This is a genomic window from Chelativorans sp. J32 (assembly GCF_000518985.1).
Classification (GTDB): domain Bacteria; phylum Pseudomonadota; class Alphaproteobacteria; order Rhizobiales; family Rhizobiaceae; genus Chelativorans.
Genome location: NZ_JAEQ01000015.1, coordinates 23,324 through 39,008 on the forward strand (window position 1 = coordinate 23,324; position 15,685 = coordinate 39,008).

Sequence of the window (15,685 nt, forward strand, 5' to 3'; positions counted from 1 at the left end):
GGTGATCATCCACCCAATCGCGCGGAAAGAAAAGATTTTATCTAACCTCGACAGGAGGACCGGTTTTGGCGCGCTGGCAATCAGGTGACGGGTAGCGGCCCGAAGCGGATACGGAAACGGCGGTTCTCCCGCCCCTTCTTTTCGATCTTCCCGATGTGGATTTCCCCAACTTCCCCCGTCCGCTCCACATGAGTGCCGCCGCAGGGCTGGCTATCGACAGAAGAATTCTCGCCGATGCAAACCAGCCGGATACGGCCGGCGCCAACGGGCGGCCGCACATTCTTGGACTTCACAAGCCCCGGATTGGCGGCGAGCTCCTCCTGGCTGATCCAGCGGGTAAACACCGGATGATCGGCCCTCACCAGTTCCATCAATCGCTCGGTGACCTCCTCCTTAGTCCAGCCCGCCTCAGGGACGTCGAAATCGACGCGGGAATCCACTTCGTCCACGGCAGCGCCCGTTATGGGAAAAGGGCATATCACGCTCAGCAGGTGGCAAGCGGTGTGCATGCGCATCAGTTTGTAGCGGCGCTCCCAATCGATCGCGAGCTGTACCGTTTCACCCGCTTCCGGCAACGTTTCACCTTCGGCAGGCACATGGATTATGTCTTCCTTCGTTTCACCGGTGACGGTGGTGGCGATGGTTGTCTTCGACCCGTCCGGACGAAGGAAATGACCGCTATCGCCGGGTTGGCCGCCAGACGTGGCGTAAAAAATCGTGCGGTCGAGAATGATGCCACCGCGATCCGTGATTCCGAGGACCTTCGCCTCGGCCGAAGTCAGGTAGGGTTGTTCGCGAAAGAGCGCTTCAGTGGGCATCGCTTCTCCAGTCGGTTCGGGTTGACGATTTCAAGCAGGAATAACCATCTCGACAGGTCAGGGAAACGGCTGGTTTGGCTTTCTGCCGGGATGATGTCAAATGTCCTGCTGAATTGTCAGTCTCGCGGGAATGCGCATGGCCCACCAAATCCCTAATTTCGTTTTCCGTGCGACCGCGGTTGCGGCGGCAGCCATCTTGACCACCGGATGGCTGGCCGAGCCATCAGGCCCCGGTCCCTTCTACAGGATTGATGAGGAGATCAAAGCCTCGCCGGGAGACGTTCTTCGTGTGGAGCCGTTCCCTGGGCCGGTGGTCGTCGATGCGCAGGCTTGGCGTGTGCTGTATGTTTCGACGGGACTTGCAGGCGAGCCCATAGCGGTCTCGGGTGTCATTGCCGCTCCGAAAGGCGGAGCGCCCGCGGATGGAAGGCCTGTCGTTGGCTGGGCGCACGGCACCACAGGCGTGACGAGCCGCTGCGCCCCTTCTCTGCGCGCGGACTTTTTCGAACATGTTCCCGGCGCTGCTGAGCTCTTGAAGCGCGGCTATGTGGTCTCCTCACCCCTATCTCGTTGGCGACAGCGAGGGGCGGGCCGTACTTGATTCCGTTCGTGCTGCAACAAAACTCAAGAATGCCGGCGCCTCGATGCGGTTTGCCCTCTGGGGGCATTCTCAAGGCGGCCATGCCGCGCTTTTTGCCGGTCAACTCGCTGCCGACTACGCGCCGGATCTCGAGCTTGCCGGCGTTGCGGTAGCCGCACCGGCGACCGATCTCCCGAAACTTTTGGATGACGATCTTCAGAGCAAGGCCGGTAAGGTGCTCACTGCGTTTGCCATATGGTCGTGGAACAAGGTCTTCGACGCCCCCTTGTCTCCCCTCCTCGATGCGCCCGCGATTGCCGCAGTCGATCGCATCGCAGACGATTGCATGGAGGACATTCTGCAGGGAATCGTTCTTATGGAGCGGGAGAAGGCGATCGATCGGGATTTCATTCACGGTGATCTGACGGAGGCCGAACCCTGGCGGACCTTGCTGCAGAGAAACACGCCTGATGCAAAAGCGGCTGGCGCGCCGCTATTCATCGCTCAGGGGAGTGCGGACCCGGTCGTCCGACCGGAGGTGACGCGAGATTTCGCAGAAGCGGCCTGCCGGAGTGGTCATTCAGTCCAATTCCTTGTCGGAAAAGGGCTCGATCATATGGGGATCCTTTCGCGGGCCACGAGCTCTGCCGTTCAGTGGATATCTGACCGTTTCGCAAGATCCCCGGCGCCAACTGATTGCGCAGATCTGCCGCGCGTCGATGACGGCACCGATTGAAGGCTTAACCCGCCGGCGTCGGCTCGAAAGGCATCGAAATATTCGGCGTCTCTTCCATCCATCTCGGCACAGGAAGCTTCTTCTCGCGCAGGAAGGCGGGATTGAAGAGCTTGGATTGGTAGCGGGTGCCATAATCGGCCAGGATCGTCACGATCGTGTGGCCGGGTCCCAAATCCTTGGCCATGCGAATCGCACCGGCGATGTTGATGCCGGTCGAGCCGCCCAGGCAAAGTCCTTCTTCCTGAACGAGCGAAAAGACGATCGGCAGCGCCTCCTCGTCGGGGATCTGATAGGAGAAATCAGGGCGGAAACCTTCCAAGTTGGCGGTGATACGCCCCTGCCCGATCCCCTCCGTAATCGAGCTTCCCTCCGCCTTCAGTTCTCCGGCGGTGTAATAGCTGAACAGCGCTGCTCCCAACGGATCGGCCAGCGCGATCTTTATGGCCGGGTTTCTATCCTTGAGACCCGCGGCCACGCCGGCAAGCGTGCCGCCGGTTCCGACCGCCGAGACGAATCCGTCAACCCTGCCATCCGTCTGGCGCCAGATCTCTTCCGCCGTGGTGCGGATATGCCCGTCGCGGTTGGCCACATTGTCAAACTGATTTGCCCAAATGGCGCCCTTCGGCTCCGTTCTGGCCAGCTGTTCGGCGAGCCTGCCTGAGATTTTCACGTAGTTGTTCGGATTCTTGTAGGGGACGGCGGGCACCTCTAGGAGTTCAGCCCCGAGGACGCGCAGCGCATCCTTCTTCTCCTGGCTTTGGGTGTCCGGAATCACGATCACCGTGCGATAGCCGAGTGCCTTGGCCACGACGGTTAGTCCAATCCCCGTATTTCCGGCCGTCCCCTCGACAATGACGCCGCCAGGCCGGAGCAGGCCGCGCCTCTCGGCATCGCGGATGATGAAGAGCCCTGCCCTGTCCTTGACCGATTGTCCTGGATTCATGAACTCGGCCTTGCCGTAGATCTCGCAGCCCGTCTCCTCCGAGGCGCGCTTCAGACGGATCAGTGGCGTGTTTCCGATTGCTTCGATGACGGACGGGTGCATGGCGGATCCTCGTTTCTGCGCGGGCGGAGACACATCTTGCCGCGTGCGGGATATCTGGTGCGTTCCAATCGAGCCTAGAAACCGGTTCATTCCGTTGCAAGTTCTCGTTTTCGCGCCGCTAGTGCCAGGTTGGCAAATAATTCGCGCTTAAGGCTCTTACGCAGACGAATTTTCCCGAAAACGGCCGCCGGTGCAGAATAACCAGACCGCTACAAAAACGCCCCACGGAAGATAAGCTTCCGTGGGGCGTCGGACTTTACCTATCGAGCGGAGTGTCAGGCCGCACGAGACGCGGGGCTTTGCGCTCCGCCCTTCTGGCCACGGCGGCGATTTCGCCTCGAGCGCGGCGGCTTGGACCTGGCTCGCTTGACTTCGCCCTTTCGCTCCGGTCTGCCGGCAGCACTTTCCCTGACCGGCTTTTCCGGTGAAGCGCTGCGGGGCAGCGGTGCCGGGTCCGCTTCGTTGGTGATATCGCGGGAGATCGGAAGACGCTTGCGTATCACGCGCTCGACTTGGCGGAGTTTTGACACTTCACCCGGGTCGCAGAGCGTGATGGCCTCACCTTTCGCGCCATTGCGGCCGGTACGGCCAATGCGGTGAACATAGCTCTCCGCCTCGTCCGGTAGATCGAAATTCACGACATGGCTGATACCAGGCACGTCGATGCCGCGAGCGGCGATATCCGTCGCTACCAGAATCCGCACTGCGCCCTCGCGGAAGTCGTTGAGGGCACGTTGCCGGGCATTCTGCGACTTGTTTCCATGGATAACGGCAGCTTCGAAACCGTCGCGCTCGAGATCCTTGGTCACCCGGTCCGCGCCGTGCTTCGTCCGGGCGAAGACAATCACCTGTTCCATCTTGCCGTCGGCCAGCATTTCGCTGAGAAGCTTCCGCTTCTGCTTGGTGCGTGCCATCACTACGCTCTGCCGGATCTCGGCGGCAGTGGTTCCCTGGGGCGAAACTTCCACACGTACGGGCTCCCTGAGGAGGCTCGCCGCCAGTGCTTCGATCTCTTTCGGCATGGTTGCGGAAAACAGCGCGGTCTGGCGCGCCGGATGGGTCGCTTTCGCGATCCGGCGAACGTCGTTGATGAAGCCCATGTCCAACATGCGGTCGGCCTCGTCGAGCACGAGCCACGTCGTTTCCGACAGGATGACCTGACCTTCCCGAACGAGATCAGTCAGCCGGCCGGGGGTCGCAATCAATATGTCGACGCCCTGCGCCATCCGCTTGATCTGGGAATGCCGGGAAACGCCGCCAAGAACGAGTGCGGTGGAAACATGGGCGCCCTTGGCGAGGTCGCGCACCACCTTCTCGATCTGCACGGCCAATTCGCGTGTCGGCACAAGGATGAGAGCGCGTGCCGTGCGCGGCCGCCTCTTTGTCCCGAGGCCGAGGATCTTCGCCAGGATGGGCAAGGAGAAGGCGGCGGTTTTGCCGGAACCGGTCTGGGCAACGCCAAGAATGTCACGGCCGGCCAGGAAATGAGGAATGGCTTCCCGCTGAATGGGCTTCGGCTCGGTCATGCCGGAAGCGGTAGCAGCCTTCAGAAGCGTTGCACCGATGCCGAGATCGGCAAAGCCGGTCGTGGGCTGAAGATTTTCGTGGTTCAATATTTGATTCAATTTTGCTCTTTCTAGCACCCGCCTCGATGGCAAGCGCAACCTTTGCGGCAGGGCGCAACCCGCCGAACTATGAATTTGATGAACGACAAGGCGGCGGAGAAACTCCGCGCGGCTGCGCTGTCGCGCCCGAATCTCATCGGGCTTTTCCGCCTGCGATTTCATGGGAATTCGAGGAGGAGAAGACGCAACCTGTCTCGTTAGGAGAAAGCCGGATTGCCGGCCCATGCGCCCTGTACCGCTCATATGGAGCATCGCCGGGCAAAGCGCAACTTATATTTTGTGCGGTGCGGGACACGGTCTTAAAGCGCGACCGCGCCGGCAAGATCCCTCAGTGCCAGGACTGTGCGCCAGTTGCGCGCCGTCATTGCGACCTTCAGCGTCGGTTCGATCTTGGGCACGAACAGCGAACGCCCCATACCGTCAGGAGTGTGCAGATAAAGCGACCTGCCCCGTACTGCAAGGCGCTCGGTACCGGTAGCTTTTGCCTGGAGAGCTTCAATGTCCCGCTGCTCCGGCTCGCTATCCAACGTAAAGAGATGCAGCTTGGTGGGCTCGCCGACCGCTTCCGGGAAAGGGTTATGTTGGATCGATTCCACCCATTCCGAGTGGCTGCGCACGAGCACGCTCTTTTCGAAGTTCATCTTTTCCTTGACCGCCGCAGCCACGCCTCGGGCCACCTCGCCTTCCGACAAGCCCGACGCAAGAACAGCGTTGCCGCTGTTGATATAGGTGGCCACATTCCGAAAATCGGCTTCCTCCAACACCTGCCTCAACCGTGCGATCGGGAGCTGGGTGGCACCGCCCACGCCCCGGAAAAGCACGATATATGCCGTCATCGGTTTCATATCAGCAGGTTCGCGATCGTCTCATCGTCGGTGATGTCTTGATAGCCCCAGCCGGCCTCGTCGAAGCGCTTTCTGAGTATGGAAAAATTGCGCCGATCCTTTGTTTCGATGCCGATCAACACTGATCCGAAGTTGCGCGCGGACTTCTTCAGATATTCGAAGCGGGTGATGTCGTCGTCGGGGCCCAGCAGATCGAGGAAATCCCGCAAAGCGCCGGGACGCTGCGGAAAGCGGAAGATGAAATATTTCTTCAGCCCCTCAAAGCGGAGCGAGCGCTCCTTCACATCCGGCAGTCGCTCGAAATCAAAATTGCCGCCGGAGACGACAGCAATGATCGTGCGTCCCCGGATCTCCTTCCGGGAGAAGTCCTTAAGAGCATCGATCGCCAACGCGCCGGCGGGTTCAAGGACAACGCCTTCCACGTTCAGCATCTCGATCATCGTCGAGCAAAGGCGGTTTTCTGGAATTAAACGAACATCTTGCGGAGAAAATCTCTTCAGACTCTTGAAGGGCTCGCGCCCGATTTCGGCGACCGCCGCGCCGTCCACGAAATTGTCCACCTGAGGCAGCTTCATCCTCTTGCCGGAGGATAGGCTGCGCTCCAGGCTTGGGGCGCCGGCCGGTTCTGCGAACACGAATCGTGTGTCGATCCGTTCCTCCTGGAGGAAGCTGCTGATTCCCGCGGCAAGTCCGCCGCCTCCTACCGGCAGGATAACCGTCGCGCCCTCAAGTTCCGCCCCCAACTGGCTGACCAGTTCGTGGGCCACGGTCGCCTGACCTTCGATGATGTCGGAGTGGTCGAAGGGCGGAACCATCAGGGCATGGCTCGTCTCGGCGAAATCCGTGGCGGCAGAATAGCAATCCTCGAAGAAGTCGCCGACGAGCCTGATCTTGATCCACTCTCCGCCAAAGAGCTTTGTCTTGTCGATCTTTTGCTGCGGCGTGGTGACGGGCATAAAGACAACCCCCTCTCGGGAGAAATGCCGGCAAGCATAGGCAAAACCCTGTGCGTGATTGCCTGCCGAAGCACAGACGAATCCTTCCGTACCTGCCCCATTTGCAATGACCTTGCGCATGAAATTGAAGGCGCCGCGGAGCTTGTAGGACCGCACCGGCGTCAGATCCTCCCGTTTGAGGAAGATCCTCGCTCCCGTCTTCTTCGAGAGGTAATCGTTTTCCTGAAGCGGCGTCTCGGGAAAGAGATCGCGCAGGGCCTGCGCTGCCAAGCCGACGCGCTCCGTGAAAACGCTCATCTCCCGCTCCTTGCCCGACTGGAAAACCTTAGATCGAGCTTGCTATTGCATATGAAACTGATCGAGGTCACTAGCAGACTGCGGGTCAAGCGGAGGAAAAGATGGGTGAGAAACTCGATAGGATGGGTCTGGAGGCTTATTTTCGGCGCATCGGTTATGAGGGACCTCAGGAGGCAACGCTCCAAACGCTTTGCAGGCTTCACTTTCTGCACCCACTTGCGATCGCCTTCGAAAACCTGGATCCGCTGTTGCAACGCCAAGTGAAGCTTGATCTGGCTTCCCTCGAACAGAAGCTGGTGCAGGGCAATCGTGGCGGTTATTGCTTCGAGCAGAACTTGCTCTTCATGGCAGCTCTGATGGCCCTCGGCTTTCGGGTTTCCGGACTTGCAGCACGTGTACTTTGGGGCCGCGGTGAAGACGCGGTCACACCGCGCAGCCACATGCTTCTGAAGGTCGAACTGCCGGAAGGCACCTATTTGGCTGACGTGGGATTCGGCGGATTGACGCTTACCGCTCCGCTTCGCCTGGAAGCCGGTTGGGAACAAGCAACACCGCACGAAATCTTCCGGCTAGATCGCGAGGGCGACATGTGGCGAATGCGGGCCAAGCTCGGAGAGGAATGGCGTTCACTCTATCGCTTCAGCCTCGACGAGCAGTTCCTTGTCGACTACGAGATCACCAACTACTTCATCTCCACGAGTCCGGAGTCCCACTTCCTGCATTCGCTGATGGCTGCCAGGCCTACTTCCGAGGGGCGCCATGCCCTTCTCAATGACCAGCTCAAAACCTACGATCTGAACGGCAGCTATGATCTGCGAATGCTTTCCTCTGGCGAGGAAGTCGTGGCAGTCCTCCGCACAATTTTCGGCATTCAGCCAACTGATCTCAGCGGCTTGGGTGATGTGCTGGAGAAAAAGGTGATCCTCAAGCAAGCTTGATTTTCAGAGCCGAGAAGAGCGTATTTTCTTCAACCGAGAAGAGATCTTTCCGACCAGTTTCGAGGGTTGGCCCGCTCAGCCAGACGCAGGCGGCAAGTTGGGCAAAGTTCGTATTCGCCCTTGACCAGCTCAGAACCCTGCCGGGTGGTGATCCTGATCTCCACCCAGCGCCATTCATCGATTTTCCGCAAGGCGCTTTCGACGCCGCAACCATCGCAAGCCCAAAAAGAAGAGCGGCTCAAGACATCCCCTCCAAGTTCCCCGTCTTGAGTCTCTATCAAAGCGCGCAATGCGCGAAAAGGCCTGCAACCTCAAATACCCATTTCGTGGTAGGGAACCCCCCGGATTATTTCTCGGAGAATGGACGAACAAATAGGCGCCGCGCATTCCCTGCGGGCGCCTCATGACGGGAAGGAAATATGCCTGCGGTCGACTCAGTCGTCCCGATAGACCTTTTCGCGCCTCTCGTGACGTTCCTGGGCTTCGATGGACAGTGTTGCGATGGGGCGAGCATCCAGCCGCTTCAGTGAGATCGGCTCACCCGTTTCCTCGCAATAGCCATAAGTGCCGTCCTCGATACGCTGCAACGCGGCATCGATCTTGGCAATCAGCTTGCGCTGACGGTCACGCGCGCGCAGTTCGATGGCGCGGTCTGTTTCGGAGGAGGCGCGATCGGCGAGATCCGGGTGATTTGCGTTTTCCTGCTGCAATGCCTCAAGCGTCTCGCGAGCTTCCTTCAGAATCTCGTTCTTCCACTTGACCAGCTTGGCCCGAAAATACGCCCGCTGGCGCTCGTTCATGAAGGGCTCTTCCTCAGAGGGGACATAGTCGGCATCGACGAGATCGGACATGGATATACCCCACAGCTTTCCAGCGGCGCCTATATATTCGGGAGTGACGTCTGCGACAAGCGCTAACGCAATCTGGATAACGCATTTGTCATCTTTAAGTGGAAGACCTCCATGCAATGCAACGCGTTTCCTTCCCGTCAGAGACCTCTGCGTGCGTCGAGATGGCCAGCAGTTTTGGTATCGGAACGGGGATATCGTATAGATTGGACCGGGGGACCCTCAATCTAGGAGGCACGCTTGTATCGGCTCTATCTTCTGCGGCACGCCGAGGCTGCTCCTGTGATGGTGGGCGGACGCGACATTGATCGTCCCCTTTCCGATCGAGGTCGTCAGGACGCGGAGAAACTCGGGATTTCCATGAGGGAAGCCGGATTTATGCCCGTCTCGGTGCTCAGTTCGAGTGCAGTTCGGGCCCGTGAGACGTGGGAAAAGGTGGCATCCAGATTGGCAAGCACACCCATCGAAACCTGCTATGCACCGGAGCTTTATCGGGGGGATGCGGAGGATTACCGCATCCTCATTGCCACAGCTGCCGTTGAAGAAGGACTTCTGGTCGTGGGCCATAATCCCATGATCCACGAATTGGCCTTGGTATTGCTTCGCGCTGACGATCAGGCGCGCTCTGCGATTTCCGGCGGTTTCCTGCCTGGCGCGCTGGCTGTTCTGGATTTCCCCGAACCCTTATGGAGCATCAGGCCACGAACCGCGTCCCTCACGGCCTTCCTTTTACCGGGCCAATGACACGGCCCGTTTCGGCGGCTGCTGAACCCTTTTCATCATCCCGCCCTATCGCCTATATCCGGTTTGCCGCAGAGAGCAGATGAGGACCGGCCCTTGCCATCGCTGACCACGATTGCCGACGAAGCCCGCATCGCCCTCGATACGATGGCCGACCGTACAACCGGCCTTTGGTCGCCCTCGATCCGACTTGGCGTAACGGGACTCTCGCGTGCAGGGAAGACCGTGTTCATCTCAGCGCTGGTCCATAACCTGATCCATGGCGGTCGCCTGCCCCTCTTCGACGCACAATCATCAGGCCGCATCGCCAAGGCCTATCTCGAACATCAACCCGATGATGCCGTCCCGCGGTTCCAATATGAGGATCACATCGCCGATCTCGTGGACCGGCGTATCTGGCCGGCTTCGACCCGCGCAATCTCGGAGTTGAGGCTCACGATCGAGTATGAATCGGCCTCGGCCTGGGGCCGGCTCCTTTCGCGTGGCAAGATCTCGGTTGATATCGTCGACTATCCCGGCGAATGGCTTTTGGATCTTCCCCTTCTCGGCAAGGACTTTGAGACCTTCAGCCGCGAAGCCATCGAGCTTTCGGAGCTGCCCGGCCGCGAGGACATCGCGCGGCCTTGGCGGAATCTTGCCGCAAGCATAGACCCGGATGCGGAAGCCGACGAGGTGCTCGCCCGCAAGCTCTTCGAGAGTTTTGCGTCCTATCTGAGGGCCTGCAAAGAGGAGAGCCGCGCTCTATCTACCCTTCCGCCTGGGCGCTTTCTGATGCCTGGTGACCTGGAAGGATCGCCGGCTCTTACTTTCGGGCCGCTTTCCAATTTCGACGGGCGTGCGCGTGCAGGTTCCATGCGCGCCATGATGGAACGGCGCTATGAAGCCTATAAGACCCATGTCGTGAAACCGTTCTTTCGCGAGCATATCGCCCGTCTCGACCGCCAGATCGTCCTTGTCGACGCCATGCAGGCCATCAATGCCGGCCCCTCGGCCGTGAATGATCTCGAGCGCTCCCTCATGGAGATCCTCTCCTGCTTCCGGCCCGGCCGCAGCAATCTCCTGACGGGTCTCGTCTCGCGGCGGATCGACCGGATCCTGATCGCTGCCACAAAGGCGGACCACATCCATCACGAGAGCCATGACCGGCTGCAGGCGATCGTGCGTCGGCTCGCCGAAAGGGCAATCGCACGGGCGGACTTTTCAGGCGCGTCTGTGGACGTGGTGGCAATGGCTGCGATAAGAGCCACCCGGGAGGGCACTGTCACGCGCGGCCGGCAGACACTTCCCGTCATAATCGGCACGCCGCTCACCGGCGAAAGCATTGGTGATGATGTCTTCGATGGAGAAACCGAAACGGCCATTTTCCCAGGGGATTTGCCCGAAAGCCCCGCTGCCCTTTTCCGAAAGGACGCACCCCCGCCTGCCGGCGACCCGGCGATACGTTTCGTGCGCTTCCGTCCACCCAAGCTCGAACGCACGGCTGAAGGCATGACCCTGTCGCTGCCTCACATTCGGCTGGATCGGGCGCTGCAATTTCTACTCGGAGACAAGCTCGCATGAGCCAACCGCGCCGTCCTGCAGCCTTCCGGATCGATCCCGCGCCGGCTGAAGTCACCGAGCAAGCTCGGGAGAACGGCCGCAAGCCACGCGCCATCAGGGTGGACGAGTCGGTAAAGATCACTCCTGCAGAAATCGACGTCTTCGATACGTTGGAGCCCGCAGCTTCCGCTCCTCCGCCGGCCATCGCACCCAAGCGCCGCTCCCGGCTCGGCACCGTTTTCTTTACGGCCCTTGGCATGCTTGTTTCGCTCGCGGCCGGGCTTTGGGCGGACCGCCTCATCCGCGACCTCTTCTCGCGCTCGGACTGGCTGGGCTGGCTGGGCACAGTGCTCGTAGCAGCGGTGGCTTTGGCGCTGATCGCCATTGTGGCGCGAGAAGCCTTCGCGGTCATGCGCCTTGCCTCCGTGGAAAAGATGCGCCGCCGCTCCGACGACGCCTACGAACGTGATGATCCAAAAGAAGCGCGCGCCGTTATCGCGGATCTGTCCGCGCTGCTCGCAAGCCACGCCGACACGGCGGCGGGCCGCGAGCGCCTGAAGCAATTGGAAGGCGATATCATTGATGGACGGGACCTTCTCCGCATCGCAGAGAAGGAACTCCTGGTCCCTCTGGACAAACGGGCGCAGAAACTCGTTCTGGATGCAGCCAAGCGTGTCTCGGTGGTGACGGCGGTCAGCCCCCGCGCCTTGATGGATATCGGCTACGTCGTTTTCGAAGTCGTAAGGCTGCTTCGCCGATTGGCTGAGCTCTATTGCGGCCGCCCCGGATTTTTTGGATTCTTGCGGCTGTCGCGCAATGTGCTCGCCCATCTGGCGGTTACCGGCTCCATGGCCTTGGGCGACGGCATCGTACAGCAAGTCGTCGGGCATGGTCTTGCTGCGCGCCTTTCCGCCAGACTTGGCGAGGGCGTTGTGAATGGCATGATGACAGCGCGCATCGGCATCGCCGCCATTTCCGCAATACGCCCCCTCTCCTTCCGGGCAGTCGAGCGGCCGGGCGTAGGGGATTTCGTAAAGGCCCTGACGCAATTCGCGGCGAAATCCGATCAAAAATGAATCGGATCTCCGTTGATACACAAGTTTACTGCGCTCTGGTCGCTGAAGCTGGCTCGACAGTGATAAAGCTTTAACCAAACTTCTTCATGCTTCTGAAATCGTTATCGCCACTGGATTGTCGGTCCCCATGTTCCTGCGCAGTCTCGTCCTTATGCCCTTCGCTGCCGCCATCGCTTCGGCCGGCACCGTAGCCTCCGCAACGGCCGCCGACCATGAGCGGCGGTTTTTCGAGCAGATCCAGGGCTCCTGGATCGGTCCCGGCGAGATCGTAGCCGGCAAGTACAAGGGTACAAAATTCGTCTGCAACTTCGCCGGCACCACGCCCGAGGACCGGGTGGGGATGGCGCTCGACGGCGGCTGCCGCGTCGGGGTTTTCAACCAGGACATGTCGGCCCGGGTGGAACGCAGCAAATCCGGATTCAGCGGGACGTTTCTAGATGGCGCGGAAGGCAAAGGGCTCGATGTGATCGGTGGCGCGGTCAAGGGTGAGTCCGCGGTCTTCGCCATTCACCGGAAGGCGCTCACAGGGGCAATGCGAGCGCAGCTTTCCGGTAAGAATACGATGAACGTGACGATCTCGGTCAATGTGGACGACGAACTTGTCCCGGTGATCGGGATGACGCTTAAACGGGTGGATGCAAAGACCGTGAGTGCCCTCACCGGCGAATAGGATCTTCCCACCACCAGCTTTCCGGCTTGAGCCGCTCTATTTTGGCGGTATCAAGCCGAGCGAGATGTTTTTTGATGGGCTGCCCGTCCAAAACGAGGTCGGGCGCGATTTCCGCCAGCGGTACCAGCACAAACGCCCGCATCAGCATCTGCGGATGGGGTACCTGCAGCGTGTTGTCAGAGATCACCGCATCACCGAAGATCAGAATGTCGATGTCGACGAGGCGCGGGCCCCAGCGCTCGCGACGTTCGCGTTTCAGAACGCGCTCGATCTCCAGGCAGAGCGAAAGCAGGGCGTGAGGATCAAGGTCCGTCCAAACTTCGGCGACCGCGTTCAGAAAATCCGGCTGATTCGTCTGCCCCCATGGGGGCGTTCTATAGATCGAGGAGACACGTTCGACTTCGACGCCCGGATTGGCATCGAGCGCCCGCAACGCGGCGGCCATGGTGGGTTCCGGCTGGCCGAGATTGCCGCCAAGGCCAAGAAAGGCCCGTGTTTTCCTATTGAGGCCAGTCAACGGTCACCTCGACATGATCGAGAATGCCCTGCACCGGCGCACTGGGCTTGCGAACCGTGATGGTGGCCCGCTTGATCTGCGGAAACCGTGAGCTGAGAGCCTGCGCTATCTGAAGAGCAAGCGTTTCGATCAGGTGGCGTCTGCCTCCGGTAACGATCTCCTCGATCACCGAGAAGGCGACGCCGTAGTCGACAGTGCTCCCGATGGCGTCCTCCTCCAAGGAGGCTCCCGGCTCAACGACGAGTTCGGCATCCACATAGAACCTTTGGCCGAGCACCTCTTCCTCATCGAGCACCCCGTGCCGTCCATAGAAGGCGCAGTTTTTCAACCGGATGGTATATATCATCCCCGTTCTCCCCCTTTCGCAGCCAACATGGCATCGGCGATCCGCAGCGCGTCCCTGTTCGCTGCCACATCGTGCACGCGAAAGACGGAAGCGCCCTTGATGCGGAGCAGCGCGCTCGTGGCTGCCGTCGCCACGTCGCGCTCGCCCACCTCCCGTCCAGTAATGCGCCCGATGAAGCGCTTTCGAGAGGTGCCTACCAGAATCGGATAGCCGAGACCCGTGAGTTCCTCGAAGCGGGCCATGAGCTCGGTGTCTTCGTGCCATTCCTTGGCAAAACCAAAGCCGGGATCAAGGATGATCTGGTCGTCCCGGTTGCCTGCTTGATGGGCGATCTCGATCGATCGCCGTAGATAGAAGTATTGATCGGCGACAACATCCGGCAGCTTTTCCCTCCCCCGGCCGGTATGCATGAGAATGAGCCCTGCCCCCGCCTCAGCCGCCACGCTAGCAACGGCAGGATCTCGTTGCACGCCGAAGATATCGTTGACGATGTGCGCACCGGCGCGAATCGCGAGCTCGGCCGTCTCAGACCGGTAAGTGTCGATCGAGAGGACAAAGCCCTCTTCCGCTGCAAGCGCTTCAACGACGGGAATTACCCTTCTCTGTTCTTCGAGGGCGCTGACCGGTTCAGCTCCCGGACGCGTCGATTCTCCTCCGATATCGATGATGACTGCCCCATCCGCAGCCATTCTACGGGCGGCTTCGACAGCGCTTTCCACTGAAGAGAAGCGGCCGCCGTCCGAAAAACTGTCGGGCGTGATATTTAAGATGCCCATGATCAGGGCTTCTTCCCCAAGCGCAAGGTTGCGCCCGTGAGCCAAATTCCACTGCCGCGGCTCGGTCATGCTCTCATTCCGTCCAATCCGGTCCATGTGCGGCGCATAATCCGCAAAATCAACTGCCATGGTCGAGCCACACATTCTTTTTACGTTGAGGAAGATGCGGCTATTCCACGCCCTGATTCTCATTGCTTCCGCTTGCATCTGAACGCAATGTCATCCTGGGCGTCTCTGGAGATTTTTATGTCACGCTTCCTCCCGCTACTTTTGTTTCTCGCGACGGGGCTCAACCCTGCCGCTGCCGCTACTATTTCCAAGACCTATAGTTATTTTCCGATCAGCGGGCGGACTTTGCCGGAAATCGAGGAGCAACTCCATACACGCGGCCCACGCCTCAACAGCACTGGCCAGCGGCACCCCGGCGCTACCAATATGGAGTTTACCACCCGCATCGATTACGCCGAGGCTCGCGGCCAGTGCCATGTCGCCAATGCCCGCGTGTCCGTCAAGGCCAAGGTGATCCTGCCGCAATGGCGCGACAGGCGCCGCGCGGAAACCGAGGTGAGGCTGATCTGGGATACGCTTTCGCGCGATATCAAGCGCCACGAAGAGAGCCATTTAAGCATCGCAAAAAATCACGCCCGCCTGCTCGAAGACACTTTGAAGACTCTGCCCCGGCGCAAGACGTGCAAAGCGCTGGCTGCGGAGGTGGAGGCGACCACGCAGCGCCTTCTCGCGGCGCACGATGTCGCGCAAGACGAATTCGACCGTATCGAAAGTATCAATTTCGAGAGCCGGATGATGCGCCTTCTACGCTACCGGCTGGAACAGATCGAGGCCGTGCAGAGACGACAGGAACAATCCCGCTAGGGGCGTTCGCCTCGATGCAACCTTTCTGAACTGATGCGATAGCGGCTCCGCCACACTACAATTCTTGCCAGGCGAGGCTACCCCTGCCGCGCCGGAACCTGCAACGTAACACCGTCCAGGTCATCGCTTACCCGGATTTGGCAGGAGAGCCGCGACGTCGGCCTCACGTCATAGGCGAAATCAAGCATGTCTTCCTCCATCGGTCCCGGAGGGCCGACGATCTCCGCCCATTCCTCGTCCACATAGACATGGCAGGTGGCGCATGCGCAGGCGCCACCACATTCAGCCTCGATGCCCGGGACGCCATTGCGCACCGCGTTCTCCATCACGGTCGAGCCGTTCTCTGCCTCGATGTCGAATTCCGTGCCGTCGAACGCGATTATCTTCAGCTTTGTCATCAGCAAGAACCTGGAGAAAGCAGCACAGGCTGCGGAAGGATTGCCGCGGAGATAATCACTG

18 protein-coding genes are annotated in these 15,685 nt (G+C 60.1%); 8 read left to right on the forward strand and 10 right to left on the reverse strand.

Annotated elements, in window-relative coordinates; translation table 11 throughout:
- Positions 1–80: 80 nt before the first annotated feature.
- Positions 81–818 carry an alanyl-tRNA editing protein gene (locus CHEJ32_RS0117465; RefSeq protein WP_028034941.1) on the reverse strand — a complete coding sequence of 246 codons (738 nt, stop codon included), beginning with the start codon at positions 816–818 and terminating at the stop codon, positions 81–83.
- Positions 819–954: 136 nt separating this feature from the next.
- Between CHEJ32_RS0117465 and CHEJ32_RS26360 the strand changes: the two genes are divergently transcribed.
- Positions 955–1,419, forward strand: a complete 465-nt coding sequence (locus CHEJ32_RS26360) for a hypothetical protein (protein WP_051469728.1) — start codon at positions 955–957, stop codon at positions 1,417–1,419.
- Positions 1,364–2,134, forward strand: a complete 771-nt coding sequence (locus tag CHEJ32_RS25190; protein WP_051469729.1) for a lipase family protein — start codon at positions 1,364–1,366, stop codon at positions 2,132–2,134. Before CHEJ32_RS26360 ends, CHEJ32_RS25190 begins: the two co-directional genes overlap by 56 nt.
- A 4-nt stretch (positions 2,135–2,138) precedes the next feature.
- On the opposite strand, the gene CHEJ32_RS0117475 is transcribed toward CHEJ32_RS25190, so the two are convergent.
- The 4 genes from CHEJ32_RS0117475 to ilvA form a co-directional block, all read right to left on the reverse strand.
- Positions 2,139–3,179, reverse strand: a complete 1,041-nt coding sequence (locus CHEJ32_RS0117475) for a cysteine synthase A (protein ID WP_028034942.1) — start codon at positions 3,177–3,179, stop codon at positions 2,139–2,141.
- 275 nt (positions 3,180–3,454) lie between these two features.
- Positions 3,455–4,804, reverse strand: a complete 1,350-nt coding sequence (locus CHEJ32_RS0117480) for a DEAD/DEAH box helicase (protein WP_245261159.1) — start codon at positions 4,802–4,804, stop codon at positions 3,455–3,457.
- A gap of 299 nt (positions 4,805–5,103) precedes the next feature.
- Positions 5,104–5,640, reverse strand: a complete 537-nt coding sequence (locus CHEJ32_RS0117485; protein ID WP_034658718.1) for a DUF1697 domain-containing protein — start codon at positions 5,638–5,640, stop codon at positions 5,104–5,106.
- 5 nt (positions 5,641–5,645) lie between these two features.
- Positions 5,646–6,902 (reverse strand): threonine ammonia-lyase IlvA, encoded by a 1,257-nt coding sequence (gene ilvA, locus CHEJ32_RS0117490; protein ID WP_028034945.1) that lies wholly within the window; start codon positions 6,900–6,902, stop codon positions 5,646–5,648.
- Positions 6,903–7,003: 101 nt separating this feature from the next.
- Between ilvA and CHEJ32_RS0117495 the strand changes: the two genes are divergently transcribed.
- Entirely contained in the window at positions 7,004–7,840 is an 837-nt protein-coding gene (locus tag CHEJ32_RS0117495; RefSeq protein ID WP_028034946.1) for an arylamine N-acetyltransferase, read from the forward strand.
- 434 nt (positions 7,841–8,274) lie between these two features.
- Here CHEJ32_RS0117495 and dksA read toward each other — a convergent pair whose 3' ends face one another.
- A complete protein-coding gene (gene dksA / locus CHEJ32_RS0117500; RefSeq protein WP_028034947.1) occupies positions 8,275–8,691 on the reverse strand; it encodes an RNA polymerase-binding protein DksA in 417 nt (138 codons plus the stop codon).
- A 237-nt stretch (positions 8,692–8,928) separates the two neighbouring features.
- Here dksA and CHEJ32_RS0117505 point away from each other — a divergent pair, with 237 nt between their 5' ends.
- The 4 genes from CHEJ32_RS0117505 to CHEJ32_RS0117520 all read left to right on the forward strand — a co-directional run bounded on the left by CHEJ32_RS0117505 (position 8,929) and on the right by CHEJ32_RS0117520 (position 12,714).
- Positions 8,929–9,432, forward strand: a complete 504-nt coding sequence (locus CHEJ32_RS0117505; RefSeq protein ID WP_028034948.1) for a histidine phosphatase family protein — start codon at positions 8,929–8,931, stop codon at positions 9,430–9,432.
- 93 nt (positions 9,433–9,525) lie between these two features.
- On the forward strand, positions 9,526–10,989 hold the full coding sequence (locus CHEJ32_RS0117510) for a YcjX family protein (protein ID WP_028034949.1): 1,464 nt from the start codon (positions 9,526–9,528) through the stop codon (positions 10,987–10,989).
- Positions 10,986–12,044 carry a YcjF family protein gene (locus CHEJ32_RS0117515; RefSeq protein ID WP_028034950.1) on the forward strand — a complete coding sequence of 353 codons (1,059 nt, stop codon included), beginning with the start codon at positions 10,986–10,988 and terminating at the stop codon, positions 12,042–12,044. Before CHEJ32_RS0117510 ends, CHEJ32_RS0117515 begins: the two co-directional genes overlap by 4 nt.
- Before the next feature lie 151 nt (positions 12,045–12,195).
- Positions 12,196–12,714, forward strand: coding sequence for a hypothetical protein (locus CHEJ32_RS0117520; protein WP_028034951.1), 519 nt, complete (start codon positions 12,196–12,198; stop codon positions 12,712–12,714).
- Here the strand turns inward: CHEJ32_RS0117520 and folK are convergent.
- Genes folK through folP form a run of 3 tightly spaced genes read right to left on the reverse strand, consistent with a single transcriptional unit; the run spans position 12,701 to position 14,422 of the window.
- Positions 12,701–13,231, reverse strand: coding sequence for a 2-amino-4-hydroxy-6-hydroxymethyldihydropteridine diphosphokinase (gene folK / locus CHEJ32_RS0117525; protein ID WP_028034952.1), 531 nt, complete (start codon positions 13,229–13,231; stop codon positions 12,701–12,703). The genes CHEJ32_RS0117520 and folK overlap by 14 nt on opposite strands.
- The gene (gene folB, locus CHEJ32_RS0117530; protein WP_028034953.1) at positions 13,215–13,574 is read right to left on the reverse strand and encodes a dihydroneopterin aldolase; all 360 of its coding nucleotides are present in this window, start codon (positions 13,572–13,574) and stop codon (positions 13,215–13,217) included. The genes folK and folB overlap by 17 nt, the downstream gene beginning before the upstream one ends.
- A complete protein-coding gene (folP, locus tag CHEJ32_RS0117535; RefSeq protein WP_028034954.1) occupies positions 13,574–14,422 on the reverse strand; it encodes a dihydropteroate synthase in 849 nt (282 codons plus the stop codon). The genes folB and folP overlap by 1 nt, the downstream gene beginning before the upstream one ends.
- A 177-nt stretch (positions 14,423–14,599) precedes the next feature.
- On the opposite strand from folP, the gene CHEJ32_RS25195 reads away from it, so the two are divergent.
- Complete coding sequence (locus CHEJ32_RS25195) at positions 14,600–15,226, forward strand: DUF922 domain-containing Zn-dependent protease (RefSeq protein WP_034658689.1); 627 nt, start codon at positions 14,600–14,602, stop codon at positions 15,224–15,226.
- A gap of 77 nt (positions 15,227–15,303) precedes the next feature.
- On the opposite strand, the gene CHEJ32_RS0117545 is transcribed toward CHEJ32_RS25195, so the two are convergent.
- Positions 15,304–15,624 (reverse strand): 2Fe-2S iron-sulfur cluster-binding protein, encoded by a 321-nt coding sequence (locus tag CHEJ32_RS0117545; protein WP_028034955.1) that lies wholly within the window; start codon positions 15,622–15,624, stop codon positions 15,304–15,306.
- Between the last annotated feature and the right edge of the window lie 61 nt (positions 15,625–15,685).

Bases quoted from the DNA above. Each gene is read 5' to 3' on its own strand.
- dksA (WP_028034947.1), bottom strand. From the start codon at position 8,691: ATGTCCGATCTCGTCGATGCCGACTATGTCCCCTCTGAGGAAGAGCCC.
- CHEJ32_RS0117485 (WP_034658718.1), bottom strand. From the start codon at position 5,640: ATGACGGCATATATCGTGCTTTTCCGGGGCGTGGGCGGTGCCACCCAG.
- CHEJ32_RS0117495 (WP_028034946.1), top strand. From the start codon at position 7,004: ATGGGTGAGAAACTCGATAGGATGGGTCTGGAGGCTTATTTTCGGCGC.
- CHEJ32_RS0117515 (WP_028034950.1), top strand. From the start codon at position 10,986: ATGAGCCAACCGCGCCGTCCTGCAGCCTTCCGGATCGATCCCGCGCCG.
- CHEJ32_RS26360 (WP_051469728.1), top strand. From the start codon at position 955: ATGGCCCACCAAATCCCTAATTTCGTTTTCCGTGCGACCGCGGTTGCG.
- CHEJ32_RS0117520 (WP_028034951.1), top strand. From the start codon at position 12,196: ATGCCCTTCGCTGCCGCCATCGCTTCGGCCGGCACCGTAGCCTCCGCA.
- CHEJ32_RS25190 (WP_051469729.1), top strand. From the start codon at position 1,364: ATGTGGTCTCCTCACCCCTATCTCGTTGGCGACAGCGAGGGGCGGGCC.
- CHEJ32_RS0117545 (WP_028034955.1), bottom strand. From the start codon at position 15,624: ATGACAAAGCTGAAGATAATCGCGTTCGACGGCACGGAATTCGACATC.
- ilvA (WP_028034945.1), bottom strand. From the start codon at position 6,902: ATGAGCGTTTTCACGGAGCGCGTCGGCTTGGCAGCGCAGGCCCTGCGC.
- CHEJ32_RS25195 (WP_034658689.1), top strand. From the start codon at position 14,600: ATGTCACGCTTCCTCCCGCTACTTTTGTTTCTCGCGACGGGGCTCAAC.
- CHEJ32_RS0117465 (WP_028034941.1), bottom strand. From the start codon at position 818: ATGCCCACTGAAGCGCTCTTTCGCGAACAACCCTACCTGACTTCGGCC.
- folP (WP_028034954.1), bottom strand. From the start codon at position 14,422: ATGACCGAGCCGCGGCAGTGGAATTTGGCTCACGGGCGCAACCTTGCG.
- CHEJ32_RS0117475 (WP_028034942.1), bottom strand. From the start codon at position 3,179: ATGCACCCGTCCGTCATCGAAGCAATCGGAAACACGCCACTGATCCGT.